General features: G+C 74.2%; 20 protein-coding genes and 1 pseudogene. 8 read left to right on the top strand and 13 right to left on the bottom strand.

The window, feature by feature from the left end:
* Positions 1-3: 3 nt before the first annotated feature.
* From EBO15_RS15005 to hutH, 3 genes are all read right to left on the bottom strand, one after another.
* The gene (locus tag EBO15_RS15005) at positions 4-1,209 is read right to left on the bottom strand and encodes an allantoate amidohydrolase (protein ID WP_199744543.1); all 1,206 of its coding nucleotides are present in this window, start codon (positions 1,207-1,209) and stop codon (positions 4-6) included.
* 45 nt (positions 1,210-1,254) lie between these two features.
* On the bottom strand, positions 1,255-2,913 hold the full coding sequence (gene hutU, locus EBO15_RS15000) for a urocanate hydratase (RefSeq protein ID WP_122195002.1): 1,659 nt from the start codon (positions 2,911-2,913) through the stop codon (positions 1,255-1,257).
* A 134-nt stretch (positions 2,914-3,047) separates the two neighbouring features.
* Entirely contained in the window at positions 3,048-4,592 is a 1,545-nt protein-coding gene (gene hutH, locus EBO15_RS14995; RefSeq protein WP_122195068.1) for a histidine ammonia-lyase, read from the bottom strand.
* Between the two features lie 91 nt (positions 4,593-4,683).
* Between hutH and EBO15_RS14990 the strand changes: the two genes are divergently transcribed.
* On the top strand, positions 4,684-5,508 hold the full coding sequence (locus tag EBO15_RS14990; protein WP_122195001.1) for an IclR family transcriptional regulator: 825 nt from the start codon (positions 4,684-4,686) through the stop codon (positions 5,506-5,508).
* A 46-nt stretch (positions 5,509-5,554) separates the two neighbouring features.
* Here EBO15_RS14990 and EBO15_RS14985 read toward each other — a convergent pair whose 3' ends face one another.
* From EBO15_RS14985 to EBO15_RS14970, 4 genes and pseudogenes are all read right to left on the bottom strand, one after another.
* Positions 5,555-6,469 carry an ABC transporter substrate-binding protein gene (locus EBO15_RS14985; RefSeq protein ID WP_122195000.1) on the bottom strand — a complete coding sequence of 305 codons (915 nt, stop codon included), beginning with the start codon at positions 6,467-6,469 and terminating at the stop codon, positions 5,555-5,557.
* Between the two features lie 56 nt (positions 6,470-6,525).
* Complete coding sequence (locus tag EBO15_RS14980; protein WP_122194999.1) at positions 6,526-7,212, bottom strand: ABC transporter permease; 687 nt, start codon at positions 7,210-7,212, stop codon at positions 6,526-6,528.
* The gene (locus EBO15_RS14975) at positions 7,209-7,958 is read right to left on the bottom strand and encodes an ABC transporter permease (RefSeq protein WP_122194998.1); all 750 of its coding nucleotides are present in this window, start codon (positions 7,956-7,958) and stop codon (positions 7,209-7,211) included. Before EBO15_RS14975 ends, EBO15_RS14980 begins: the two co-directional genes overlap by 4 nt.
* 101 nt (positions 7,959-8,059) lie before the next feature.
* A pseudogene (locus tag EBO15_RS14970) lies at positions 8,060-8,803 on the bottom strand (ABC transporter ATP-binding protein); the annotation flags it as partial.
* A 177-nt stretch (positions 8,804-8,980) separates the two neighbouring features.
* On the opposite strand from EBO15_RS14970, the gene EBO15_RS14965 reads away from it, so the two are divergent.
* Positions 8,981-10,471, top strand: a complete 1,491-nt coding sequence (locus tag EBO15_RS14965) for an aromatic amino acid lyase (protein WP_122194996.1) — start codon at positions 8,981-8,983, stop codon at positions 10,469-10,471.
* A gap of 13 nt (positions 10,472-10,484) precedes the next feature.
* Here EBO15_RS14965 and EBO15_RS14960 read toward each other — a convergent pair whose 3' ends face one another.
* Positions 10,485-11,483, bottom strand: a complete 999-nt coding sequence (locus tag EBO15_RS14960; RefSeq protein ID WP_122194995.1) for a LacI family DNA-binding transcriptional regulator — start codon at positions 11,481-11,483, stop codon at positions 10,485-10,487.
* Positions 11,484-11,606: 123 nt separating this feature from the next.
* Here EBO15_RS14960 and EBO15_RS14955 point away from each other — a divergent pair, with 123 nt between their 5' ends.
* From EBO15_RS14955 to EBO15_RS14945, 3 genes are all read left to right on the top strand, one after another.
* Entirely contained in the window at positions 11,607-12,524 is a 918-nt protein-coding gene (locus EBO15_RS14955; protein WP_122194994.1) for an amidohydrolase family protein, read from the top strand.
* A complete protein-coding gene (locus tag EBO15_RS14950) occupies positions 12,514-13,038 on the top strand; it encodes a cysteine dioxygenase (RefSeq protein WP_122194993.1) in 525 nt (174 codons plus the stop codon). Before EBO15_RS14955 ends, EBO15_RS14950 begins: the two co-directional genes overlap by 11 nt.
* Positions 13,039-13,200: 162 nt before the next feature.
* Positions 13,201-13,947 carry an SGNH/GDSL hydrolase family protein gene (locus EBO15_RS14945; protein ID WP_122194992.1) on the top strand — a complete coding sequence of 249 codons (747 nt, stop codon included), beginning with the start codon at positions 13,201-13,203 and terminating at the stop codon, positions 13,945-13,947.
* 4 nt (positions 13,948-13,951) lie between these two features.
* Here EBO15_RS14945 and EBO15_RS14940 read toward each other — a convergent pair whose 3' ends face one another.
* Positions 13,952-17,020 carry a BTAD domain-containing putative transcriptional regulator gene (locus tag EBO15_RS14940; protein ID WP_233616200.1) on the bottom strand — a complete coding sequence of 1,023 codons (3,069 nt, stop codon included), beginning with the start codon at positions 17,018-17,020 and terminating at the stop codon, positions 13,952-13,954.
* Positions 17,021-17,141: 121 nt separating this feature from the next.
* Here EBO15_RS14940 and EBO15_RS14935 point away from each other — a divergent pair, with 121 nt between their 5' ends.
* Both EBO15_RS14935 and EBO15_RS14930 read left to right on the top strand, forming a co-directional pair.
* On the top strand, positions 17,142-18,359 hold the full coding sequence (locus tag EBO15_RS14935; RefSeq protein WP_233616199.1) for an MFS transporter: 1,218 nt from the start codon (positions 17,142-17,144) through the stop codon (positions 18,357-18,359).
* Positions 18,360-18,373: 14 nt separating this feature from the next.
* A complete protein-coding gene (locus tag EBO15_RS14930; protein ID WP_122194991.1) occupies positions 18,374-19,525 on the top strand; it encodes an alkene reductase in 1,152 nt (383 codons plus the stop codon).
* A 1-nt stretch (position 19,526) separates the two neighbouring features.
* Here the strand turns inward: EBO15_RS14930 and egtD are convergent, their stop codons facing one another.
* The 4 genes from egtD to egtA are packed head-to-tail and all read right to left on the bottom strand — an operon-like array spanning position 19,527 to position 23,816.
* Entirely contained in the window at positions 19,527-20,516 is a 990-nt protein-coding gene (egtD, locus tag EBO15_RS14925; RefSeq protein ID WP_122194990.1) for an L-histidine N(alpha)-methyltransferase, read from the bottom strand.
* Complete coding sequence (gene egtC / locus EBO15_RS14920) at positions 20,513-21,277, bottom strand: ergothioneine biosynthesis protein EgtC (protein WP_122194989.1); 765 nt, start codon at positions 21,275-21,277, stop codon at positions 20,513-20,515. The genes egtD and egtC overlap by 4 nt, the downstream gene beginning before the upstream one ends.
* Positions 21,277-22,611, bottom strand: coding sequence for an ergothioneine biosynthesis protein EgtB (gene egtB, locus EBO15_RS14915; protein WP_122194988.1), 1,335 nt, complete (start codon positions 22,609-22,611; stop codon positions 21,277-21,279). Before egtB ends, egtC begins: the two co-directional genes overlap by 1 nt.
* Entirely contained in the window at positions 22,605-23,816 is a 1,212-nt protein-coding gene (gene egtA / locus EBO15_RS14910; protein WP_233616198.1) for an ergothioneine biosynthesis glutamate--cysteine ligase EgtA, read from the bottom strand. The genes egtB and egtA overlap by 7 nt, the downstream gene beginning before the upstream one ends.
* Positions 23,817-24,098: 282 nt before the next feature.
* Between egtA and EBO15_RS14905 the strand changes: the two genes are divergently transcribed.
* Positions 24,099-24,735: RNA polymerase sigma factor (locus tag EBO15_RS14905; protein ID WP_147481505.1), on the top strand; the 637-nt coding region annotated here is incomplete at its 3' end.

The following is a 24,735-nucleotide window of genomic DNA, read 5'->3' as shown; positions in this document are numbered from 1 at the left end:
TCCCTACCCCCGGACCAGGTCGGCCAGTACCGAGGCGAGCGCTTCCACACCCGCGAGGCAGTCGGGCTCCTCGGCGTGCTCGGCGGGCGCGTGCGAGACGCCCGTCGGGTTCCGGACGAACAGCATCGCCGTCGGGATCACCGCCGACAGGACGCCCGCGTCGTGCCCCGCGCCCGTCGGCAGGACCGGCACGCCGCCCAGCGCCTTCACCACGCGGTCACGGAGCCCCAGGTTGAAGTCGACGACCTCGGTGTAGGACTCCTCGGTCAGCGCGACCGCGACACCGTGCCCCTCACCGGCGGCGCGGGCGTGTTCGAGCACGTCGGAGACCGTCGCGCGGACGGACCGCTCGTCCGGCCCGCGGCTGTCGAGCCACGCCGCGACGGCGGACGGGATCGCGTTCACCCCGCCCGGCACGACCTTCACCTTCCCGACCGTGGCGACGCTGTCGTGCCGCTCGGCCGCGGCCCGCGCCGCGAGGACGGTCGACGCGAACGGCAGCATCGGGTCGCGCCGGTCGATCAGGCGGGTCGTCCCGGCGTGGTTGCCCTCGCCGGTGAAGTCCAGCCGCCACCGGCCGTGCGGGACGATCGCGGACGCCACGCCGACCGGCGTCTCGGGGGCGAGCGCGCGGCCCTGCTCGACGTGCAGCTCGACGTAGCAGCCGACGCGTCCGAGCAGGGCGTCGTCGCGTCCGATGCCGTCCGGGTCGACGTCGTTCTCGGCCGCGACCTCCGCGAACGTGCGCCCGTCGGCATCGGTCAAGGCGCGCGCACGAGCCGGGTCGATCGCACCGGACAGCAGCCGGGAACCGAGGCACGCGACACCGAACCGCGCGCCCTCCTCCTCGGCGAACGCCGCGACACCCAGCGGACGCGTCGGCTCGACCCCCCGCGCGCGCAGGAGGTCGATCGCCGCGAACGCCGACACGACACCGAGCGGCCCGTCGAACGCGCCGCCGCCCGGCACCGAGTCGAGGTGGCTGCCCGTCAGGACGGCGTCGTCGCGCCGTCCGTCCGCCGGATACCACCAGGCGTACAGGTTGCCGTTCCCGTCGCTCTCGACCTCCAGCGAACGGGCACGGGCCTCGTCGAGGAACCAGGCGCGGCACTCCAGCTCGGACGGCGTCCACACGAAACGGTCGTAACCGCCGGTGCCGGCGTTCCGTCCTACGGGCAGCAGCGCCGCCCACATCTCCTCGAAACTCAACCCGTTCTCCTTAGCGACCGGTTCTCGCGGATGGGACGGACGCCGCTACTCCTCGCGCATCGGAATGCGGACGCCGCGCTCGTCGGCGACCTCCTCCGCGCGCTCGTAGCCCGCGTCCACGTGCCGCATGACGCCCGTCCCCGGGTCGTTGGTCAGCACGCGCTCCAGCTTCGCACCCGCGAGCTCCGTGCCGTCCGCGACGCAGACCTGGCCCGCGTGGATGGACCGGCCGATGCCGACGCCGCCGCCGTGGTGGATCGACACCCACGTCGCTCCGGACGAGGTGTTGAGCATGGCGTTCAGCAGCGGCCAGTCGGCGATCGCGTCCGAGCCGTCCTTCATGCCCTCGGTCTCGCGGTACGGGGACGCGACCGAGCCGCAGTCCAGGTGGTCGCGGCCGAGCACGATCGGCGCGCTGATCTCGCCGCGCGCGACCAGGTCGTTGAAGACCGCGCCCGCCTTGTCGCGCTCGCCGTAGCCGAGCCAGCAGATCCGCGACGGGAGGCCCTGGAAGTGGACCTTCTCCCCCGCCATCTTGATCCACCGGGTGAGCTGCTCGTTCTCGGGGAACAGGTCGAGGATCGCCTTGTCGGTGCGCGCGATGTCCTTCGGGTCGCCCGACAGCGCCGCCCAGCGGAACGGGCCCTTGCCCTCGCAGAACAGCGGCCGGATGTACGCCGGGACGAACCCGGGGAACGCGAACGCGCGGTCGTAGCCCGCGGTCTGCGCCTCACCGCGGATCGAGTTGCCGTAGTCGAAGACCTCGGCGCCCGCGTCCATGAACCCGACCATGGCCTCGACGTGCGTGGCCATCGACTGGCGGGCGCGGTCGGTGAACCCCTGCGGGTCCTTGTCGCGCTCCTCGTCCCAGTCCTCGAACGCCACCCCGGACGGCAGGTACGCGAGCGGGTCGTGCGCGCTGGTCTGGTCGGTGACGATGTCGATCGGGGCGCCCCGGCGCAGCAGCTCGGGGACGACGTCGGCGGCGTTGCCGAGCAGGCCGATCGACAGCGGCTCACGCTTGTCGCGGGCCTCGACGGCCAGGCGCAGCGCCTCGTCCAGCGAGTCGGCGCGGACGTCGCAGTAGCGGTGCTCGACCCGCCGGTCGATCCGCGACGGGTCGACCTCGACGCAGATCGCGACGCCGCCGTTCATCGTCACCGCGAGCGGCTGCGCGCCGCCCATCCCGCCGAGCCCGGCGGTCAGCGTGATCGTCCCGGCGAGGGAGCCGCCGAACCGCTTCGCGGCGACCGCCCCGAACGTCTCGTAGGTGCCCTGGAGGATGCCCTGCGTGCCGATGTAGATCCACGAACCGGCCGTCATCTGCCCGTACATGGTGAGGCCCTCGGCCTCCAGGCGGCGGAACTCGTCCCAGTTCGCCCACTGCGGGACGAGGTTGGAGTTCGCGATGAGGACGCGCGGCGCCCACTCGTGCGTGCGGAAGATCCCGACCGGCTTGCCGGACTGGACGAGCAGCGTCTCGTCCCCCTCGAGCGACTCCAGCGACCGGACGATCCCGTCGAAGGAGTTCCAGTCGCGGGCGGCCTTGCCCGTGCCGCCGTACACGACGAGCTTGTCGGGGTGCTCGGCGACCTCGGGGTCCAGGTTGTTCTGGAGCATGCGCAGGGCGGCCTCCTGCGGCCAGCCCTTGGCGGTGGTGAGCTGCGTCCCGCGCGGCGCGCGGACGGGGCGAGGACCGGACATGAGGGAACTCCTCCGGAAGACGGGTCGCGCGCGGGGTCGCCGCGCGCGGACGGTCAGGTCGTGCGGTCGGTGCGTAGGGCCGGTCAGTGCGTAGCGCCGGTCAGGGCGTCGGGCCGGTCAGGGCGTGCCGCCGGTCAGGCGAGCGGGCCGGTGACCGACTCGGCGGCGGCGACGAGCGAGCCGTCCCGCACCAGCTCGGTGGCGGCGGCGATCTCCGGCGCGAGGTAGCGGTCCGGGCCGGGCCCGGGGACGCGCTCGCGCAGCTTCGCGACGACCGCGCCCGTCGCCGGGCCCGGACGCAGCGGCGGCCGCAGCTCCAGCGCCCGCGCGGCCGCCATGATCTCGATGGCGATCACCTGGGTCAGGCCGTCCACCGCCCTGCGCAGCTTGCGCGCGGCGTTCCAGCCCATGGACACGTGGTCCTCCTGCATCGCCGAGCTCGGGATCGAGTCGGCCGAGGACGGCACCGCGTGCCGCTTGAGGTCGCTGACGATCGCCGCCTGCGTGTACTGGGCGATCATCAGGCCGGAGTCCACGCCCGGGTCGTCGGCGAGGAACGGCGGCAGCCCGAACGAGCGGGCCTTGTCGAGCAGCCGGTCGGTGCGGCGCTCCGACATCGACGCGACGTCCGCGGTCGGGACGGCGAGGAAGTCCAGCACGTACGCGACCGGCGCGCCGTGGAAGTTGCCGTTCGACTCGACGCGACCGTCCGGCAGGACGACCGGGTTGTCGACGGCCGAGGCCAGCTCGCGGGACGCGACCAGCTCGGCGTGCGCGAGGGTGTCGCGGGCCGCGCCGTTCACCTGCGGGGCGCAGCGCAGCGAGTAGGCGTCCTGGACGCGGGTGCAGTCCGGGCCGCGGTGCGACGCCATGATCGGCGAGTCGGCGAGCAGCGCCCGCAGGTTCGCGGCCGACACGGCCTGGCCCGGGTGCGGGCGCAGCTCCTGCAGGTCCGCGGCGAACACCCGGTCGGTGCCGAGCAGCGCCTCGACGGTCATCGCGGTGGCGAGGTCGGCGGCGGTGAACAGCCGCCGCAGGTCCTGGATGGCCATGACGAGCATGCCGAGCATGCCGTCCGTGCCGTTCAGGAGGGCCAGGCCCTCCTTCGCGCCGAGCGTGACCGGCTCGATCCCGGCCTCGGCGAGCGCGTCCGCGGCGTCCCGCAGATCGCCCCCGGCGTCCCGGACCTGACCCTCGCCGATCAGCGCCAGCGCGCAGTGCGCCAGCGGCGCGAGGTCGCCCGAACAGCCGAGGCTGCCGTGCTCGTGGACGATCGGGGTGATCCCCGCGTTCAGCAGCGCCGCGAACGCCTGCGCCGTCGCGGGCTGGACGCCCGTCCGGCCGGTCGCGAGGGTGTGCAGGCGCAGCAGCATCAGCGCCCGGACGACCTCCCGCTCGACCTCCGGGCCCGACCCGGCGGCGTGCGACCGCACGATGTTCAGCTGGAGCTGCGCGCGCAGCTCCAGCGCGATGTGCCGGGTCGCGAGCGCGCCGAATCCCGTGGAGACCCCGTAGACGGGCGTCGGACGGGAGGCCAGCTCCTCGATCGCGGCCCGCGCCTCGGTGATCGCCTTCAGCGCCTCGCCGGTCAGCGTGACCCGCGCGCCGTCCCGGGCCACCGCCACGACCTCCGCGAAGGTCAGCGGTTCCGGTCCGACCTGGATGCCTGTGTCCCCCATGCCGAAACTCATACCCCCATTGCAGCGCGCGGACCGCCCTCCGGCGACCCGCGCGCGGGCCGTACTGTCTCAGATACGAGACAATGGGCGTATGACCGTAAAGCCCGGGTCAGGGACGCGCGACGCGGAGGGCGGGGCGGGCGGCGGTACGGGGGGCGGCCAGGTCCCGGCGGCCCGCCGCGCCCTCGCCGTGCTCCGGCTCCTCGCCGAGTCCGCGGGCCCGCTGCCCGCCTCCGCCATCGCCGGACGCCTCGGACTGCCCCGCTCGTCCACCTACCACCTGCTCACGGCCATGGCCGAGGACGGCTTCGTCTCCTACGTCCCCGAGGACCGCCGCTGGGGCCTCGGCGTCGCCGCCTTCGAGATCGGCTCCGCCTACCTGCGGCACGGCCCCCTCGAACGCCTCGCCCGGCCCCTGCTCCGCCGCCTCGTCGACCGCACCGGGGACATCGCGCAGCTCGGCGTCCTGCACGGCTCCGAGACCCTCTACCTGCTGAAGGAGCAGCCCGCCCGGCGGCAGGCCCCCCTGGTCACCGACGTCGGCGTCCGGCTGCCCGCCCAGCTCACCGCGAGCGGCCTGTCGATGCTCGCCCACCTGCCCGCCGCGCAGGTCCGCGCCCTGTTCCCCGGCCCGCTCGTCGACCGCACCGGCCGGGGCCCGGCGTCCCTGCGCGAGCTGCGGCGCGTCCTGGCCGAGGACGCCCGGCGCGGCTGGTCGGCCGAGGACGGCCACGTCACCGCGGGCTTCGCGTCCATCGCCGCCTGCTCCTTCGACCACACCGGCCACCCGGCCGCCGCGATCACCGTCACCTTCCGCCGCGAGACCCGCCCCGACGACACCTGGCCCGACCTCGCCACCGAGGTCCGCCGCACCGCCGCCGACCTCACCACCCGCCTCGGCGGCCGCCGCCCATGAGAAAAGAAAGAGCCCGCGCGGTGCGCGGGCCCTTTTCTCATGCTGTTCAGGAGGACGTGATTCCGGACTTCTGCAGCCAGGCCTTGGCGACGTCGCGCGGCTCGGCCTTGTCGACGGACATCTTCGAGTTCATCTCGAGGAGGTCGGCGGTGGTCAGCTTGGCCGCGATGGCGTTGAGGACGCCCTGCGCGTCGGCGGTCACCTTGCTGCGGTAGATGAGCGGGGTGACGTTCTGAGCGGGGAAGACGTTCTTCGGGTCCTCGAGCGCGACGAAGCCGTTCTTGGTGATGGCGGCGTCGGTGGAGAAGAGGTTCGCCGCCTGGATCGCGCCCTGCTTCAGGCGCGCGACGGTGATCGGGCCGGCGGTGTCGAGCGGCTTGAACTCCTTGAACTCCAGGCCGTATTTCTCCTTGATGCCGACCAGGCCGGAGACGCGGGTCTTGAACTCGGACGGGCCGCCGAAGACGATGCCCGACGCGACCGGCTTGAGGTCGGCGATCGTCTTGAGGTGGTCCTTGTCGGCGGTCTCCTTGGTGACGACGACCGAGTCCTTGTCCTCGGCCTTCGCCGAGTCCAGGACGCCGAGCGAGGACGGGAGCTTCTGGCCGAGGGCCGCGTTGACCGCCTCGGTCGTGGCGGCGGTCGCCTTCGGGTCGACGTGCAGCAGCAGGTTGCCGTTGTACTCGGGGACGATGGCGAGCTGGCCCGACTGGATGGCCTTGAAGTACGCCTCGCGCGTCCCGGCGACCTTGGTCGACGCCTTGATGCCCTTGGCGCTGAGCGCCTGGGCGTAGACCTCGCCGAGGGCCTGGCTCTCGGGGAAGTCGGCGGTGCCGATCACGAGGGTGCCGCCCTTGCCGCCGGACGAGCCGAGCGGGTCCTTCTTGTCGCCGCCACCGCAGGCCGACAGGGCCAGCGCACCCACGAGGAGCACGGCGGCACCGCGTGTCTTGGAGAACATGAACAGTCCTTTCGGCCGGACGTCAGTTGTCGTTGTCTTGCTTCGTCGATCAGATGTCAGGAAGTGCGCCGTAGTCCCGGTGAGACCGCGACCCGGCGCAGCAGGGCGAAGACGAACTGGATGAGGAAGGCGAGCAGGATCACGAGGATCGCGCCGCCCGCGGTGCTGGAGTACTCCTGCCGCTTCAGGCCGTCCACGATGAACCGGCCGAGGCCGCCGAGCCCGACGTAGGCGGCGATGGTCGCGGTGGAGACGATCTGGATCGCGGCGGTGCGCAGGCCGAGCAGCACCAGCGGCAGCGCCACGGGGGCCTCGACCCGCCACAGCACCTGCGTGCCGGTCATGCCCATGCCCTCCGCCGCGTCCCGCAGGCCGGGCTCGACCTGCTGGACGCCGGTGTAGGCGTTCACCAGGACGGGCGGGATCGCGAGGACGATCAGCGGGATCAGCGTCGGGACCAGGCTGGACGAGGTGACCAGCACGGCCAGGATGAGCAGGCCGAGCGTCGGCAGGGCCCGCGCGCCGTTGGCGGACGCGATGACCGAGAACCCGAAGAACGAGGCGGCCCTGCCGCGCCGGACGTGCCCGAGCAGCAGCCCGAGCGGCAGCGCGATCGCGACGGTGATCGCGAAGGCGAGGCCGGAGTACCAGAGGTGCTCGGAGAGCCGGTGCGGGATGCCGTCGGTGCCGTGCCACTGCTCGCCGTGGAAGAACCAGCGGATCGCGTCGAGGATCGCGTTCACAGGGCGGCCTCCTCGGGCATGGCCGGCTCGGCCCGGACGGCGCGGCGCGCGGCCCGTCTGCTGCTCCCCGCCCGCGCCCAGGGCGTGAGCAGGCGTTGGACGACCAGGAGCACGACGTCCGCGGCGATCGCGAGCGCGATGATCAGAGCGATGCCGACGATGATCGGGGTGGTGAAGTCGCGGTTGAAGCCGTCGGTGAACAGCTGGCCGAGGCCGCCGACGCCGATGAGGGCGCCGACCGAGACGAGGCTGATGTTGGAGACGGTCGCGACGCGCAGGCCCGCCATGACGACGGGGACGGCGATCGGCAGCTCGACCTGGACGAGCCGGCGCAGCGTGCCGAAGCCCATGGCGGTGGCCGCCTGCCGGACGTGCTCGGGCACCGAGTCCATGCCGTCCACGACGGCGGGGACCAGCACCGACAGGGTGTACAGGGTGAGCGGGATCATCACGGTGGTGCGGGTCAGGCCCGTGAAGGCGACCAGCACGACGAACAGCGCGATCGCCGGGATGGCGTAGAGCACGCTGGTGAGGCCGACGACGGGCGCGTACAGCCAGCGGTAGCGGGCGCACAGCAGGCCGATCGGCAGCGAGATCACCAGGCCCAGCACCACCGGGACGATCGACAGGACCAGGTGGTCGTTGAGGGCCTGGGTGATGATGTCGGAGTTGTGGCCGATCCAGTCCCAGCGGATCAGGGGTTCCCCGTTGTCGCCGGCGGCGACCGGGGAGAGGGCGGCGCTCACCGCTCGCCCGCCGCCGCGGCCTCGCCACCGGGGGGTGGCTCGGCCGGTTCCGGCACGGCCGCTCGCCTCTCCGCCGCGGCCTCCGCGTCGAGTTCCTGGACGAAGCGGAGCCGCCGGATGCCGCGGTCGCCGCCGAGGAAGTCGCGGACGAAGTCGTTCGCGGGGTTCGCGAGCAGCTCGTCCGGGGTGGCGTACTGGGCGAGGACGCCGCCGACCTGGAACACCGCGATGCGGTGGCCGAGCTTGACGGCCTCGTCGATGTCGTGGGTGACGAAGACGATCGTCTTCTCCAGCTCGCTCTGGAGGCGGAGGAACTCGTCCTGGAGCTGGCCGCGGACGATCGGGTCGACGGCGCTGAACGGCTCGTCCATCAGCATGACCGGCGGGTCGGCGGCGAGCGCGCGGGCGACGCCGACGCGCTGCTGCTGGCCGCCGGACAGCTGGGCGGGGTAGCGCTTGGCGAGGGCGGTGTCGAGTCCGACCCGTTCCATCAGTTCGAGTGCGCGCGTGCGGGCCTGCTTCTTGTCCTGGTGGAGCAGGTAGGGCACGGTGGCGATGTTGTCGATGATCGTGCGGTGCGGGAAGAGGCCGGCCTGCTGGATGACGTAGCCGATCCCCCGGCGGAGGCGGGGCGGGTCCACCTCGCGGATGTCGCGGCCGTCGACGGTGATCGTCCCGGAGGTCGGGTCGATCATCCGGTTGACCATGCGGAGGGTGGTGGTCTTGCCGCATCCGGACGGCCCGACGAGCACGGTGATGCGCCCGGCCGCGATCTCCAGGTCGAGATCGTGCACGGCGACCGTGCCGTCCGGGTAGCGCTTCGTGACGCCCGTGAAGGTGATCAAACGAGTCACGTCCTGTCCGGGCGCCGCCGTGACGCCGTTCCACTCGACAAAAGGGTTATGGGTACCGGCATCCACCCAACCTTAGACATCCGACAATCTCCGACACGGGCCCCGCCGGGTCAACCCGATATCTGTCGATGTTATCGACCTGAAAACACGAGAAAGGGGCGCAGCGCCGTGGTACACAGCCGGATCGAGCTCGACGGGACGTCCCTCACCTGCGATCTGGTCACCCGCGCGGCCCGCGCGGACGTGATGATCGCCATATCCGCGGACGGCCGGAAGCGGGCCCGTGAGGCCTGGAGCGCCGTCCGGCGTGTCGCCGAGCGGCGGCCGGTCTACGGCCGGACGACGGGCGTGGGGGCGAACCGGGCGGTCGAGGTGGAATGGGAGGACGCGGACGCGCACGGCCTGCGGCTGATGCGGAGCCACGCGGCGGGGGCCGGGCCTCTGGTGCGGGCCGAGGTGGTGCGGGCGATGCTGGTCGTCCGGGCGAACCAGATCGCGGCGGGCGGGTCGGGCGTGGATCCGGGGGTGCTGACGGCGCTCGCGGACGCGCTGAACCTGGGCGTCCTGCCGCCCGTCCCGGTGTACGGGGCGATCGGCACCGGCGACCTGACCGCGCTGGCGTCGACCGCGCTCTGCCTGATCGGCGAGCGGTCGTGGCTGGGCCACGACTCCGAGACGTTCCCGGATGCGTCGGTCGCCCCGCGCTTCCCCCTCAGTTCGGCGGACGCGCTGGCGTTCATGAGCTCGAACGCGGCGACGCTGGGCGAGGCGGCCCTGGCGGTCACGGACCTACAAACGGCGCTGGACGCGTCGGTGGTGGTCGCGGCGCTGTCGCTGCTGGCCGTGCGCGGGTCGCGGGAGCCGTACGCGCCCGCCGTGCACCGGGCGCAGCCCGCCCAGGCGGAGGTGGCGGCGGCGATGCGGACCCTGCTCGCCTACGAGGACGACACCCCGGCGCGCATCCAGGACCCGTACGGGTACCGGGCGTTTCCGCAGGTCCACGCCCCGGCGATGGAGGCGGCGCGGCACGCGGAGACGACCGTCGCGCGGGTGGTCAACAGCGCGGCGGAGAATCCGATGGTGGACGTCACGGACGCCGTGAACGCCGCGGACGCCGAGGTCTGGCACAACGGGAACTTCCACACCGCCGGGACGGGCCTCGCGCTGGACGCGGCGCGGCTCGCGCTGTTCCAGGCGGGGGCGCTGTCGGCGGCGCGGCTGGGGACGCTCACCGAGCCGTCCTTCACGGGCCTGCGCCCGTTCCAGGCGGACGTGGAGGCCGCCTCCGGGATCATGATCCTGGAGTACGTGGCGCACTCGGCGCTCGCGGACGTCCGGCGGCAGGCGGCCCCGGCGGCGCTCGGAAGCGCGGTGCTGTCGCGCGGGGTGGAGGAGCACGCGGGGTTCGCGACGCAGTCGGCGCGGGCGACGGGCGAGGCGGTCGCGGCGTACCGGATCGGGCTGGCGTGCGAGCTGGTCGCGGCGGTGCGGGCGCTGCGGATGCAGGGGCGGGCGCCGTCCGGCGGTCCGCTGCGCGCGGCGTTCGACCGGGCGGCGGCCGTCCTGCCGGACGGTGTGGCGGACCGTCCGCTGGACGCCGACATCGCGATCGCCGACGACCTCGTCCCCGTCCTGGCCCGCCTGCTCCCCGCCGAGTAGGCGGTGCGGGCGGTCAGGCGGTGGTGGACGGCCGGACGATCAGCTCCGGTTCGCGGACGACGCGGCGTTTGCGCGGCTTGCCGTCGATGACGTCCACGACGAGCCGGACGGCGGCGTCGACGATGCCGTCGATGTCCCAGTCGACGGTGGTCAGCGGCGGGGTGAGCAGCGCGGACATGGGGTGGTTGTCGTAGCCGCAGACGGCCAGGTCGCCCGGGACCGACAGGCCGAGGGCCCGGGTCGCGGCGTAGACGGCGTAGGCGATCGAGTCGGCGAAGCAGAACACGGCCGAGGGCCGGTCGGGGCCCGCGAGGACGCGCAGGGCGACCTCGGTGGTCTCGGCCGGTGACGGCGGCGCGACGACCACCTCGACGGCGAGGCCGAGCCGGTCGGCCTCGGCGTTGACGTGGACGTCGGCGGGCCGGTCGGGGGTGCTGGCGCGGGTCGGGGTGAACACGGCGACGCGGCGGTGCCCGAGGTCGCGCAGGTGCTCCAGGGCGAGGGTGACGCCGCGCCGGTTGTCGAAGACGACCTCGCCCTGGGCCTTGCCGCCGAGCAGGGCGTCCCCGATGGAGACGACGGGGAGGGTCTCGGCGAGGTCGGTCCAGAGGCTCGCGGCGGGATCGAGCGGCTGGACGATCAGGCCGTCCACGCGCTGGTCGCGGAGGCGGCGGGCGAGGGCGAGCTCGCGTTCGGGGTCGCCGCCGGCGTCGACGATGAGGGCGTAGCGGTCGCGGGCGAGCAGGGCGCGGCCGATGCCGACGGCGAGGGACTGCTGCCAGTAGTCCTCGAGGGAGCCGCAGAGCAGCCCGACCATGTCGGTGCGCCCGCTGGCCAGGGCGCGGGCGATGGGGTGGGCCTCGTAGCCGAGCTCCTCGGCGGCGGCCCGGACCCGTTCCTGGGTCTCCTCGGAGGTCTGGATGCCGCGCAGCGCGTAGGAGACGGCCGCCGGCGACAGGCCGGTAGCCTGCGCCACTTCCCGGATGGTCGCCCGCTTCCGCCTGTCGCTCACGCCCCCCAACCCTAGACGGTCGGGCGGTCCTTTCCCGGATGTGGTTGACGCGGCGGCCACTGAACCGGTTCACTGAAACGGTTAACTGATGCGGTTCAGTGAACGGTCTCCAGGAGGCGGCGCGTGCCCGGCGTGGATGTCCATCAGCACCTCTGGGGCACTCCCCTGCTCGCCGCGCTGCGCGCCCGGACGGCCCCGCCGCGCCTGGACGGCTGGACGCTCCACCTGGCCGGGGAGCCGCCGTACGAGGTGGATCCCGACGATCATGACGTGGCCGGGCGGGCCGCGCGGGCGCGGGAGGACGGCCTCGATCTCGCCCTCGTCTCCCTCTCCTCGCCCCTCGGCATCGAGTTCCTCCCCCCGGACGAGGCGCGTCCCCTCCTGGACGCCTATCACGACGGGGCCGCCGCGCTCCCCGCGCCGTTCCGCGCCTGGGCGTCCGCCTGCGTGACCGGGATCGACGCGGACGCCCTGGCCCGCGAGCTCGACCGCGGGTTCGCCGGGCTCCAGCTCCCCGCGACGGCGCTGCTCGACGCGTCCGGGTACCGGCACTGCGCGCCGCTCCTCTCCCTGCTCGAGGAGCGCGGGCTGCCCCTGTTCGTCCACCCGGGCCCGGCCGCCGGGGCGGTCCGTCCCGGCGCGGAGGAGCCCGGCTGGTGGGCTCCGGTCGTCTCCTATGTCTCCCAGATGCATGCGGCCTGGTACGCGTTCCGGGCGTTCGGGCGGCCCGCCTTCCCGCGCCTGCGCGTCTGCTTCGCCCTGCTGGCGGGCCTCGCGCCGGTGCACGGCGAACGGTTCATCGCCCGTGGGGGCGGACGAGGCGAGATCGACCGCGACGTCTTCGTCGAGACCTCCTCCTATGGGCCGCGTGCCGCCGACGCGGTCGTCCGCGCCCTCGGCGTGGACGTCGTGGTCCACGGCAGCGACCGTCCTTACGCGGACCCCCAAGAGCTCGGCCTCGGCGAGGCCGCCCGCCACGCCTTCCGCGTGGCCAACCCGTTCCGGCTACTCGAGGGAAAGGAGCGAACCCATGTCGTCTGACGCAGTTCTCACCGAGGGCGACTCCTGTCTGCCGGAGCTGCCCGCCCGCGCCCTGGACAAGCGCGAGCTGCGCGGCCTGGTCGACGACCTGGCCCTGCGGCCGGAGGTCTGGGGGCGGCACGTCGCCTTCTCCGACGACGAACGCCACTACGCGTCCCTCTACCGGGACGAGTACGTGGACGTGTGGCTGCTCTGCTGGACGCCGGAGAACGACACGGGCTGGCACGACCACGACGTGTCGTCGGGCGCCGTCCGGGTGGTCGCGGGCGAGCTGGAGGAGTGCAACCCGCGCATCGGCGGCGAGCACGTGCGCGTGCGGGTGGGCGAGGGCGCGTCGTTCGCGTTCGGCCCGGACCACATCCACCGCCTGGTGGGGTCGGCCGAGTCGAGCGTGTCGATCCACGCGTACTCGCCTCCGCTGTGGCGGCTCGGCCAGTACTCGATCAGCGACGACGGCGTCATGCGCCGGACCTCGGTCAGCTACGCGGACGAGCTCCGCCCGCTGGACGGCTGACCCGGCCCGAGGCGGGTGCGGAGGGGCACGCGGAGGAGGGCGTGCCCCTCCGCACCCCTCCGGGGGCGGAAGGACGATGATCATGCCGCGGGAAACGGCACTTCCGGCAGGTCGGGCTCGCTAGTATGCGCGGAGAATGTTCCGAACGATGGTGGTTTGTCGATGGCGTCTCGCCGCGTCCGCCGTAGCGCGGCGTCCCTGCTGATCTGCGTTCCGCTTCTCGTGACCGGGTGCGCCTCGCGCGCGCACGAGGCGGGGAAGGCGAAGTCTCCCAAGGCCAACGGCCGGGGCTCGGCGTCCGCGCCCGTGGTGATGTTCCTGGGCGACTCCTACACGGTCGGCGAGAAACGCGTGCAGCCCGAGACCACCTATGCCGCCGCCACCGCGCGGCTGCTGGGCTGGCAGGTCGTCCAGGGCGGACGTTCCGGAACCGGGTTCGTCAACCCGAGCAGCAAGCACACCCCGTTCGACAAGCTCTTCGAGGACCAGCTCGGCTGGCGGCCCCCACCCGCGCTGCTCGTGGTGTCCGGCGGGCACAACGACGGCAAGTACCCGGCCGGGAAGGTCTCGGACGCGGCGCGCACGCTGCTCCAGAAGATCAGGTCGCGGTGGCCGAAGACGCGGATCGTCCTGATCGGGCCGATGTGGGGCAGCGACCACCCGTCCACCGGGGCCCTCGCGGTGCGGGACGGGCTGCGGACGGTCGCGTCCCAGCTGAAGATCCCGTTCATCGACCCCTTCACCGAGAAGTGGATCACCGGGGACCGGGACAAGGGCACGGGGAACGCCGCCCGGTACATCAAGCCGGACGGCACCCACCCGACCCTGGACGGCCACCGCTACCTCGCGACACGCCTGGCCGAGGACCTGCGGAAGGCCGGGCTGGCGCATCCGGCCGGCAGCAGCTGACCGCTTAGCCGGCGGCGCGGCTGACGGCTTGGTCGGCGGCCAGGCGGGCGGCCTCGTCCACGGGGAGGCGGGCACCCTCTTCGAAGGCGGCGGCGAACGCGGCGTCCCCCAGCGCGAACGCGGCGGACGCCGTGATCCGGTCGACGTCGCCGCGCTCGGCGGACGGCAGCGGAGCCCCCACCGCGCGCCGCGCCGCGTCCGCCGCCCCGAGCAGCAGCGCGGCCCGCGACGCGTCGCCCACCAGGGCGGACACGCCCGCCATGCCCTCCAGGGAGAGCGCGAGGGAGCGCGGCTCGGCCAGCTCGACCGCGATCGCGAGCCCTTCGCGCTGGTGGGCGAGGGCCGCGTCCGCGTCGCCGCGCAGCTCGGCGACGAAGCCCAGCTCGGCCGCCATCAGGTGCTCGCCGAGCGGGGACGACTCGTGCCCCTCCCGGATGGCCAGCAGGCGCGCCTCGGCGTCGTCGAGGTCGCCGCTGCGGCGGGCGCCGAGCGCGAGGCCCACCAGCGCGTACACCTCGCTGTACCGGTAGCCCTGCTCGGCGGCCAGCCTCCGGGCGCGTTCGTGCAGGTCGTGGGCGCGCTCCGCGTCCCCGGCGAGCAGCGCCAGGCGGCCCAGCCCGGACAGCCGCTCGGACTCCTCGGCGCGCAGCCCCAGGTCGCGGGCGATGCCGAGGCCCTCGGACTGGAGCCGTCCGGCCTCGGCGTAGTCGCCGCGCACCTCGGCCAGGTTCGCCAGCGGCAGGACGGTCTGGAGCTCGCCCCACCGGTCGCCGAGGTCGCGGAACAGGGCGGCGGCGCGTTCCCCGGTGTCGGCGATCGCGGCGAGGTCACCCGCGTTCATCGCGTGCATGGCGCTCAGGGCGAGCGCCGCGGCGGTTCCCCAGCGGTCGCCGTTCTCGGTGAACAGCTCCTGTGCGCGCGCGTTGGCCTCGCGGCTCGCGTCCGGACGTCCGGCGTGGAACAGGCCGTAGGCGTAGAGCCAGACGGCGCGTCCCTCGCCGTCGGGTTCGGCGGACGCCGTGTGGTCGCCGGTGAGCAGCGCGAACGCGGTGTGGAGGAGGCCGCCCGGCGCGTGCTCCGCCAGGGCTCCGCGCGCCTCGTGGAACCGCCCGCGCAACAGCCACCACCAGGTCAGCGCCGTCACCATCCGAGCCGCGTCCGATGCGGAGGTGTTCTCCAAAGCGGCTCGCAGGTTGGCGGCTTCGGTGTCGAGGCGGGTGAGCCAGGCGCGCTGTTCGGGGCCGCGCAGGAGGGGCTCGGCGGTCTCGGCGAGCGCGAGGTAGTGGCGCAGGTGCCGGTCGCGGGTCGCGGCGAGTTCCTCGGCCTCGTCCAGGCGCTCGAGCGCGTAGGCGGCGACGGACTCCAGCAGCCGGTAGCGCGGGCCGTCCGGGCCCTCGGCCATGACGACCAGGGACCGGTCCACGAGGCGGGTGACCAGGCCGAGCACCTCGGTGGCGTGGACGCCGCCGCAGGCGCAGACCGCCTCGGCCGCCGCCGGGTCGCAGCCGTCCCGGTGGACGGCGAGGCGGCGCAGGACGATCCGCTCGGACGGGGTGAGCAGCTCCCAACTCCAGTCGATCATCGCGCGGAGGGTGCGCTGCCGGGCGGGCGCGCCGCGCCGCTCGGCCGCCACGACGCGGAACCGGTCGCCGAGCCGGGCCGCGAGCTCGCGGGCGCCGAGGGCGCGGACGCGGGTCGCGGCGAGCTCCAGCGCGAGCGGGATGCCGTCCAGGCGGCGGCAGATCTCGGCGACGGCGTCACGGTCCCGGTCGAGCGAGAAGCCCGGCGCGGACGCGGCGGCGCGCTCGGCGAACAGCCGGACCGCGTCGTCCTCGCCGAGCGGTTCGACCTGGTAGACGGTCTCGCCGTCCACGGCCAGGGGTTCCCGGCTGGTCGCGAGGACGCGCAGGCCGGGCGCGGCGGCCAGCAGGAGCGCGACGAGCTCGGCGGCCTCCTCGACCACGTGCTCGCAGTTGTCCAGGACGAGCAGGATCCGCCGGTCGCGCAGCGCGTCCGCGAGGCGTCCGGCCGGGTCGGCGGCGGGGCCCCAGGCGCCGGCGGTGCCCGGCAGCTCGTCGCGGACGCCGAGGACGGCCGCGATGTGCTGCGCCAGGTCCGCAACGCCGCCGTGCAGCGCGGTCAGCTCGACCAGCCAGGCGCCGTCCGGGCCCGCCGCGCCGCGCGCGGACTCGACGGCCAGGCGCGTCTTGCCGACACCGCCGGGCCCGACGAGCGTGACCAGGCGCGTCGCGCCGAGGAGGCGGACGACGTCGGCGAGGCAGGCGCCGCGTCCGACGAGGCCGGTCAGGGAGACGGGCAGGTTCGTCGCGGCGGGCGGCTTCTCCGGAGCGGCGGGCGGGGCGGGCGCGAGGGACGCGTCCTGCCGGAGGATGGCCTCGTGGAGGGCGGCGGCTTCGGGGCCGGGGTCGACGCCCAGCTCGTCCGCGAGGAGTTTACGCAGGTCAGCGAGGGTTTCGAGGGCCTCGCCCTGCCGTCCGGCCTGGTACAGCGCCTTCGCGTGGACGACGCGCAGCCGTTCGCGCAGGGGGTGCCGGGCCACGAGGTCGGCCAGTCCCCCGGCGGGCGGCAGGTGGTCCCCCGCGGCGAGGCTCGCCTCGGCGTGCTCCTCCAGGACGTCGAGGTGCCGGTCGTCGAGCCGGTCGGCGGCCGTCCGCGCGAACTCCTCGTCGGCGACGTCGGCGAACGCGGGGCCGCGCCAGAGGCCGAGGGCCTCCGCGAGGACGGCGGCGCGTGCGCGCGGGTCGTCCATCGTGCGCGCGCGTTGGACGAGGGACGCGAACGTCTCGGAGTCCACGGAGACGGAGTCGTCCAGGACGAGGCGGTACCCGGCCGCCTCCCGGACGACCCGGTCCCGGCCGAGGACGCGCCGCAGCATCGACACCTTCGCCTGGAGCGCGTTGGCCGGGTTCCCGGGAGGGCGGTCACCCCAGAGATCGTCGATCAGCCGGTCCGCGGACACCGCCGCGCCCGGCCGGACGAGCAGGTCGGCGAGCAGCGCCCGCACCTTCGCCTCCGGAACCGCGACGGGCGCGCCCGCGTCGTCCCACACCATTACCGGACCAAGTACCCCGAACCGCACGTCGGCAGCCTATTCGGATCTTCCATCAGCCGCCCGTCAGCGTTCCCGAAGGACCCGGAGGCATCGTCGTCCCTGTCCAGTTGAGGAGGACGAGTTGGTCACCACCGAACAGACGACCGCCGTGCCGGTCGCCGAGCCCGAGGCCGCAGCCCGGCGGCTGCCGATGTCGCCCTTGTTGGCCCTGGCCACGGCCGTGTTCATCACCAGCCTGACCGAGACGCTGCCCGCCGGGCTGCTGCCCGCGATGAGCGCGGGCCTCGGGGTCGGGGCGTCCGCCGCCGGGCAGACCGTGACGGTCTACGCCCTCGGCACGGCGCTGACCGCCGCGCCGCTGACCGCAGCGACCGCGGGCTGGCGGCGCAAGCGGCTGCTGCTCACGACCGTTGCCGGGTTCGCCGTCGCGAACGGCGTCACTGCCGTCTCCTCCGACTACACGCTGACGATGGTCGCGCGGTTCGCCGCCGGGATCGCGGCGGGCCTGGCCTGGGCGCTGCTCGCCGGGTACGCGCGCCGGCTGGCCCCGGCCGGGCTGGAGGGCCGCGCGATCGCGGTCGCGATGGCCGGGATCCCGGTCGCGCTGTCCCTGGGCGTCCCGGCGGGCACGTTCCTCGGCTCGGCGCTCGGCTGGAGGACGGCGTTCTGGACGATGAGCGCGCTCACGGTCGTCCTGGTCGGGTGGATCGCCGCGTCCGTGCCCGACGCCCCGGGGCGGCGGCGCGGATCCGGGGAGCCGAGGCCGCGCGTGCTGCGCGTGGCGGGCGTCGCCCCCGTCCTGTTCGTCACGCTGGTGTACGTCCTCGCGCACACCGTCCTGTACGCCTACGTCGCCACGTTCCTGGACCGGCTGGGCATGGGCGGCTCGACCGACCGGGTGCTGCTGGTCTTCGGCGGCGCGTCCCTGCTGAGCATCGCGGTCGTCGGCGCGCGGATCCACCGGCACCTGCGGCTGCTGTCGATCGCGAGCGTGCTGCTCGTCGCCGTGGCCGCGGCCGTCCTGGCGCTGCTGTCCGGCTCGGCCGTCCTGGTCTACGTCGCGGCGGCCCTGTGGGGCCTCGGCTGGGGCGGCGCGCCGACGCTGCTCCAGACCGCCGCCGGAACCGCGGGCGGCAGGGCCGGGGACGGCGCGGCCGACGCGGCCCAGGCGCTCCTGGTCACCCTCTGGAACGTGGCCATGGCGGGCGGCGGCGTCGCGGGCGGCGTCCTGCTCGACCGGTTCGGCGCGTCCGCTCTGCCCTGGACCGCCCTCCTCCTGCTCGCCCCGGTGCTCGCGGTGGTCGTCATCGCCCGCCGGGACGCCTTCCCCACTCGCTGAAAGGTAGTAAGACCATGCTGAACGACACCCTTCTCTCCCCCGCCGCCCTTGGCCCGCTCGCTCTGCGGAACCGGCTGGTCATGGCCCCGATGACCCGCAACCGCGCGGACGCCGACGGCGTCCCCGGCGCCCTGATGGAGACCTACTACAGGCAGCGCGCGACCGCCGGGCTGATCATCGCCGAGGCCGCCACGCCGAACGCCGTCGGGCAGACCTACCCGAACGTCCCGGCGATCCACGGCGCGGCGCACGTGACCGGCTGGCGCGGCGTGACCGGCGCCGTCCGGGACGAGGGCGGGCGGACGTTCCTCCAGATCCAGCACGGCGGACGCGTCGGGCACCCCGACAACAGCGGCCTGCACCCCGTCGCGCCCTCGGCCGTCCCGCTCCCGGACACGATCCACACGCCCGCCGGGCCGGTTCCCGCCGTCGTCCCGCGTGAGATGACCGAGGACGAGATCCACCGCACGGCGCGGGACTTCGCCGCCGCCGCGCGCAACGCGATCGACGCGGGCTTCGACGGCGTCGAGGTGCACTCGGCGAACGGGTACCTGCTGCACCAGTTCCTCGGCTCCAACACCAACCTCCGGACGGACGGCTACGGAGGCTCGGTCGAGAACCGCGTCCGGTTCACGCTGGAGGTCACGCGGGCGGTCGTGGACGCCGTCGGGGCCGACCGCGTCGGCGTCCGGATCTCCCCCGGAGTCACGGCGAACGACCTGCGCGAGGACGACACCGACGTCCTGTACCCGGTGCTCGTCCGGGGGCTCGCCGAGATCGGCCCGGCCTACCTGCACATCGTGTACGCCGACCCGGACGCGCCGCTCTTCCAGGAGATCCGCGCCCTGTGGCCGACCGTCCTGATCGCGAACCCGATCCTGGACGACTTCACCACCGGCGATGTCGCGGCGAAGTCCGAGCGGCTCGTGGACGCGGGCGCCGACCTGGTCGCGCTCGGCCGCCCGTTCCTCGCGAACCCGGACCTGGTCGAGCGGCTGCGCCTCGGCGCGCCGCTCAACCAGATCCAGGACCGGTACCTCATGTACACGGGCGAGGCGACCGGATACACCGACTACCCGGTGCTCGGGGACTCCCCCGTCGTCACACCCGTCGTCACACCCGCCGTCACACCGGCCGTCGCGCCCGCCGTCCCGCTGGCGGGATGAGTCACGCCGGACGGGCGAGGCTGAGCGAGAAGTCGCCGGCCTCGTCCGTCCAGAACTCGGCGAGCCGCAGCCCGGCGGCGCCGAGCTCGCTCTCCAGGCGCTCGCGGCGGAACTTGGCGGAGATCTCGGTGCGCATCTCCTCGTCCTTCGCGAACGCGCAGGTCAGGTCCAGCGCGCCGATCCGGACGGTCTGGTCGCGCAGCGACCGCAGCCGCATCTCGATCCACTCGTCCGCCGCGTTCCAGACCGCGCGGTGCTCGAACGCGTCGGGGTCGAAGTCGGCGTCCAGCTCGCGGTTGATCACCCGCAGGACGTTCTTGTCGAACTCCGCCGTCACCCCGGCCGCGTCGTCGTAGGCGCGGACCAGCCGCTCCTCGTCCTTGACCAGGTCGCAGCCCAGCAGCAGCGCGTCCTCCGGCCCCATGGTGGCGCGCAGGCCGCCGAGGAAGGCGATGCGGGCGGCTGGCGGCATGTTCCCGATCGTCCCGCCGAGGAACGCGATCAGGCGGCGGCCGTCGGTGGGCAGCTGGTTCAGGTGGTGCTCGTAGTCGGCGACCACGGGCCGGACGGTCAGCCCCGGATGGTCGGCGGCGATCGCGGCGGCGGCCTCGCCGAGGAAGTCGCCGGACACGTCCACCGGGACGTAGGAGCGCAGCGTCCCGGCGAGCGCGGCGAGCAGCAGGCGGGTCTTCTCGCCGGAGCCCGCGCCGAGCTCCAGCAGCATCGTCGCGCCGGTCTCCTCCGCGATCGCGGGGGCCCGCGCCGCCAGGATCTCCCGCTCGCGGCGGGTCGGGTAGTACTCGTCGAGCCGGGTGATGTCCTCGAACAGGGCGCTGCCCCGTTCGTCGTAGAACCACTTCGGCGGAAGCGTCCTGGGGCTCGCGGCGAGCCCTTCGGCGACGTCCCGGCGCAGCGACTTGGCGAGGTCGTCGGCGGTGAGGAACAGGTCCACGGATTCTCCAGGTGAGTGGGAGCGGGCGGCGGCGGTCATAGCGCGTCGATCCGGACGCCGGACGCGAGGTCGGCGGTGACCAGCGAGCCGTCCGGGACGGCGCGCCAGGCGGGATCGGCGTCCAGCGGCTCGGACGCGATCCACAGCGCGTCCGGCCGTTCGCCGGCGGACTCGGCGCGGCCGGGCCCTTCACGGACGAACAGGGAGTCGCCCCACGTGGTCGCGGCGAGCGACGTCCCGTCGGACGCCAGCAGGTTGTAGCGGCCGGACGCGAGGCCGGTCACGGTCGCGACGGTCGCGGCGAGCCCCTCTCCGAGGGACGCGCCGTCCCGCCAGGCCCGGGCGGCGATCGCGAACAGCAGGGCCGAGTCCACGGCCGCGCGGGCGTCCGGGACCTCGGCGAGGTCCCCGGCCAGCTCGCGCAGCTTGGCCTCGACGCCCGCGAAGTCCTCGACCTTGCCGTTGTGGCTGAACAGGCGCGTCCCGGCGCGGAACGGCTGGGCGGACGACTCGTCCACGGGGAAGCCGGTCGTCGCCGACCGGAGCGCGACCACGGCGCACGGCGCGGACACCGCGCGCGCGACCTCGCGGAACGACGCGTCCGTCCAGATGGGCTGCGACCGGCGGAACCGGAAGGTCTCGCCCGCCTGGTACCAGCCGACGCCGTAGCCGTCCGCGTTGAGCAGGTTCCCGCTCGTCATGCGCGGCGCGTACGACTGGTGCTCCATGCTGTGGTCCCCCGCGTACACGAGGTCGTGCAGCGGGAGGGCCGGTCCGAGGTATCCGAGGTGGCGGCACATCAGAGCGACCTCGCACAGCGGAAGCCGCTGAAGATCTGGCGGCGGATCGGGTAGTCCCAGTTGCGGAACGTCCCGCGCACCGCGAGCGGGTGCGTCGCCCAGGAGCCCCCTCGCAGGACCTTGTAGTCAGGCCCGAAGAAGACCTCCGAGTACTCCTTGTAGGGGAACGACTCGAATCCGGGGTAGCCGTGGAAGTCGCTGGACGTCCACTCCCAAACGTCCCCGATGAGCTTGCGCACGCCATAGGCGGACGCACCGGACGCGTAGGTTCCGGCCTCGGTCGGGTGCAGGAAGCGCTGACCGAGGTTGGCGCGTCCCTCCCCCCATGAGTCGCCCCACGGGAAACGGCGGGAACGGTCCTTTTCGGGGTCGTGCCTAGCGGCCTTCTCCCATTCGGCCTCGGTGGGCAGGCGCTTGCCCGCCCATCGCGCGTACGCGTCGGCCTCGTACCAGCACACATGCTGGACGGCCTCGTTCGGCGGGACGGTCTCGACGCGTCCGAAACGGCGCCGTACCCAGGACGAGCCCTCGCGCGTCCAGAACGCGGGCGCGCGTTTGCCGGAGGCGTTGCGCCAGTCCCATCCGGCGTCCGTCCACCAGCGGCGTTCGTCGTATCCGCCGTCCTCGATGAAGCGCTGGTAGTCGGCGTTGGTGACCGGTTCGGTGTCGATGTAGTAGGCGGGGAGGTCCACGACGTGCCCGGGGCGCTCGTTGTCGTAGGCCCACGGGTCGTCCGAGGCGCCCATGACGAACGGGCCGGCCGGGACCAGCGCCTCGGCCGCCGGGACGAGCGAGACCGGCAGGTCCGAGGGCGCGCGGTCGAGCAGGGCGGGCTCGCCCTTGCGGAGCTGGTGCGTCGCGAGCATCGTCTCGTCGTGCTGGTGCTCGTGCTGGAGGACCATCCCGTACACGAACCCGCCCGACATCAGCCGGTTCCCGGAGTCGAACGACACCCGCTCGAGCGAGTCGAGCACCTTCGTCCTGACCTGGGCGATGTAGGCGCGCGCGTCGTCCGGGGACAGCAGCGGCAGCGTGGGCCGCTCGGCGCGCGGGTGCTCGAACGCGTCGTAGAGGCTGTCGATCTCCGGGCGCATCGGGGTGATCCCGGCGGCGGCGCGCAGCAGCCACAGCTCCTCGTAGTTGCCGACGTGCGCCAGGTCCCAGACCAGGGGCGACATCAGCGGCGAGACCTGTTCGACCAGCTCGGGACGCGAGAGCGACCCGGTGGTCAGTCCCAGGCTGCGGTCGCGGGCGGCGAGCAGCTCGGCCGCCACCAGCTCCTTGAGTGCGTCCTCGTCCGGGACGCCGGAGCTCGCGTGGGGTGCGGTCAACATCGGGAGGTCTCCTCGGCGAACGCGGGGCTCAGGCCCCGCTCGACGTAACGGTCGGCGTAGTCGGCGACGGCCGGGACCAGCGCGGACGCGCCCATCCCCGGCAGCGCGGACAGCGCGGCCTCGAAGCAGGCGCGCGCCGCGTCCGCGTGCACCGGCTCGGCGAGCCCGTGCCGCGCCGCGGGCTCCCACCAGGCGGCCCCGGCGCGCCCGGCGAAGCGGGCGGTGGCGGCCTCGGCGGCGGACGACGCGCGCGGGTCGTCCAGCAGGGCGGTCGCGACGGCGACGGGCACGGACCAGTACCGCTCGGGCAGCGCGTCGATCATGCGCAGCTCCAGCCAGCCGCGCGGGCGGACCGGCGGGAACAGCGTGGACAGGTGGTACTCCAGGTCCGAGGCGGTGGGCTCGCCCTTGTCCACCCACTCGCCGAAGGTCAGGCCGGGGTCGGCGATCCACCGGTCCCCGGGCGCGCGCACGAGCATGACCCGGGCGTCCAGCGCGTACCGGGTCCAGGCGTCGGCGGGGCTCTCGGCGGCGTCGCGCAGCACCGAGGCGGTGCGGCACGGGTCCAGCTCGGCCCAGATGGCCTGCCGGGTGGACGCCCAGCCGGTGCGCCGCCCGGCGCGGCGCGGCGAGTTGGCGAAGGCGGCGACCAGCACGGGGCCGAGCGCGTGCACCAGCCGCCAGCGCCGGGCCGCGTCCGCGTCGTCCGCGCCGATGTCCAGGTTGACCTGCACGGACGCGGTGGAGCACATCATCTGCGGGCCGGCCTCGGCGAAGCCGCGCGCGATGTAGTAGTCGCGCTGGCAGGCGTACCGGGGGTGCTCGGCCTGGAATCCGGGGGGCCGGTGCGGGTCGACGCCGTGCCCGGCCAGGGTCAGCCCGGCGGGCTCCAGCGCGTCCCGGACGTGGGCGATGTCCGCGGCCAGCGCCCGGTGCAGGGGCGCGAGGCCGGGGAACGGGGCCGAGCTGAGCTCCAGCTGGCCGCCGGGCTCGTAGGTGACGGCGCTGCCGCCGGGCGGCGGCCCGGCCTGCTCGACGGCGGCGCGGACGGTGGCGGCCGGGATCGGGGCCCCGGGCTCGCGCGGGTCGATGACGAACCATTCGGTCTCCGCCCCGACGGTTCCGGGGGGACCGGTCTTGAAGCAGGTCCCGGTGACGTGGCTGTGCACGTCCTCGAGACGCAGGCGGCGAGAATTTTCGATCACAAGTTCGAATCTTCCCTGCTGAAACGGATCAGGAAGCCTGTGATTCAGGTAACAATCCCCCAACTGACACCAAACCGGCAGGTAGCTCCGCCCCTCGCGAGGCCGCTGAGCAGGCCGGGGACCCTCTCGCGACACGCCGGACCCCCGCTTCCACCCCTTTTCCGGAATGCACTAGAGTCCCGATTCCCACCGGTCCGTCCCGAGCCTCTGCCCCCTGCGCCGGGCGGTGCACCGGTCGGCTCCCATCGGCTCGCCAGAGCCGGCCCCATTACGGAGGTCACCATGCGCGGGGACCCGGGTTCCCTCTACGACGCGCACGCCGCCCGCCTGTACGCGCACGGCTGGTCGCTCCTCGGCGACGACGCGGCGACGGCGGTGCACGACGCCTTCGCGGCCGCCGTCCGGCATCCCCCGCGCGGCGACGTCGTGCTCTGGATGTACGCGCTCTCCCGCACCGCGGCCCGGTCCCGTGGCGCGTTCGACCGGCCCTGGCGGGTCGCGGCGGGCGAGGCCGACCCGCTGCTGCGCGCCGCCGCCGCGCTCCGCGCCGAGCAGCGCGAGGCGCTGCTGCTGGAGGCGGGCGAATGGCTGGAGGTCCCGGACATCGCGCACGTCCTCGGGCTCGCGCCCGACACCGTCCGGCAGCTGCTGCACACCGCCCGCGCCCGGCTCGAACGCGGCGTCCTGGGCGCGCTGATGCGCGGCGAGGCGGCCGACGGAACCGCGGTGGCCGAGGTCATCGCCGCGATCGAGAAGGGCACGCTGCCGCGCCTGCTGGCCCGGCGCGTCCCGGACGGCATGCCCGGCGCGCCGCGCGCCGAGGTGCTGGCGTCCTACGAGCGGGAGGCGGACGAGCCGTCCCCGGCCGCGACCTCGCCGAGCCCGCTCGTCGTCATCGGCCCGGCCGCGCTCGGCGCGC

It is taken from the genome of Actinomadura harenae (genome assembly GCF_003696215.1).
Classification (GTDB): domain Bacteria; phylum Actinomycetota; class Actinomycetes; order Streptosporangiales; family Streptosporangiaceae; genus Spirillospora; species Spirillospora harenae.
Note: the sequence above shows the minus strand (reverse complement) of the source record. Positions and strands in the feature narration are given on the sequence as shown.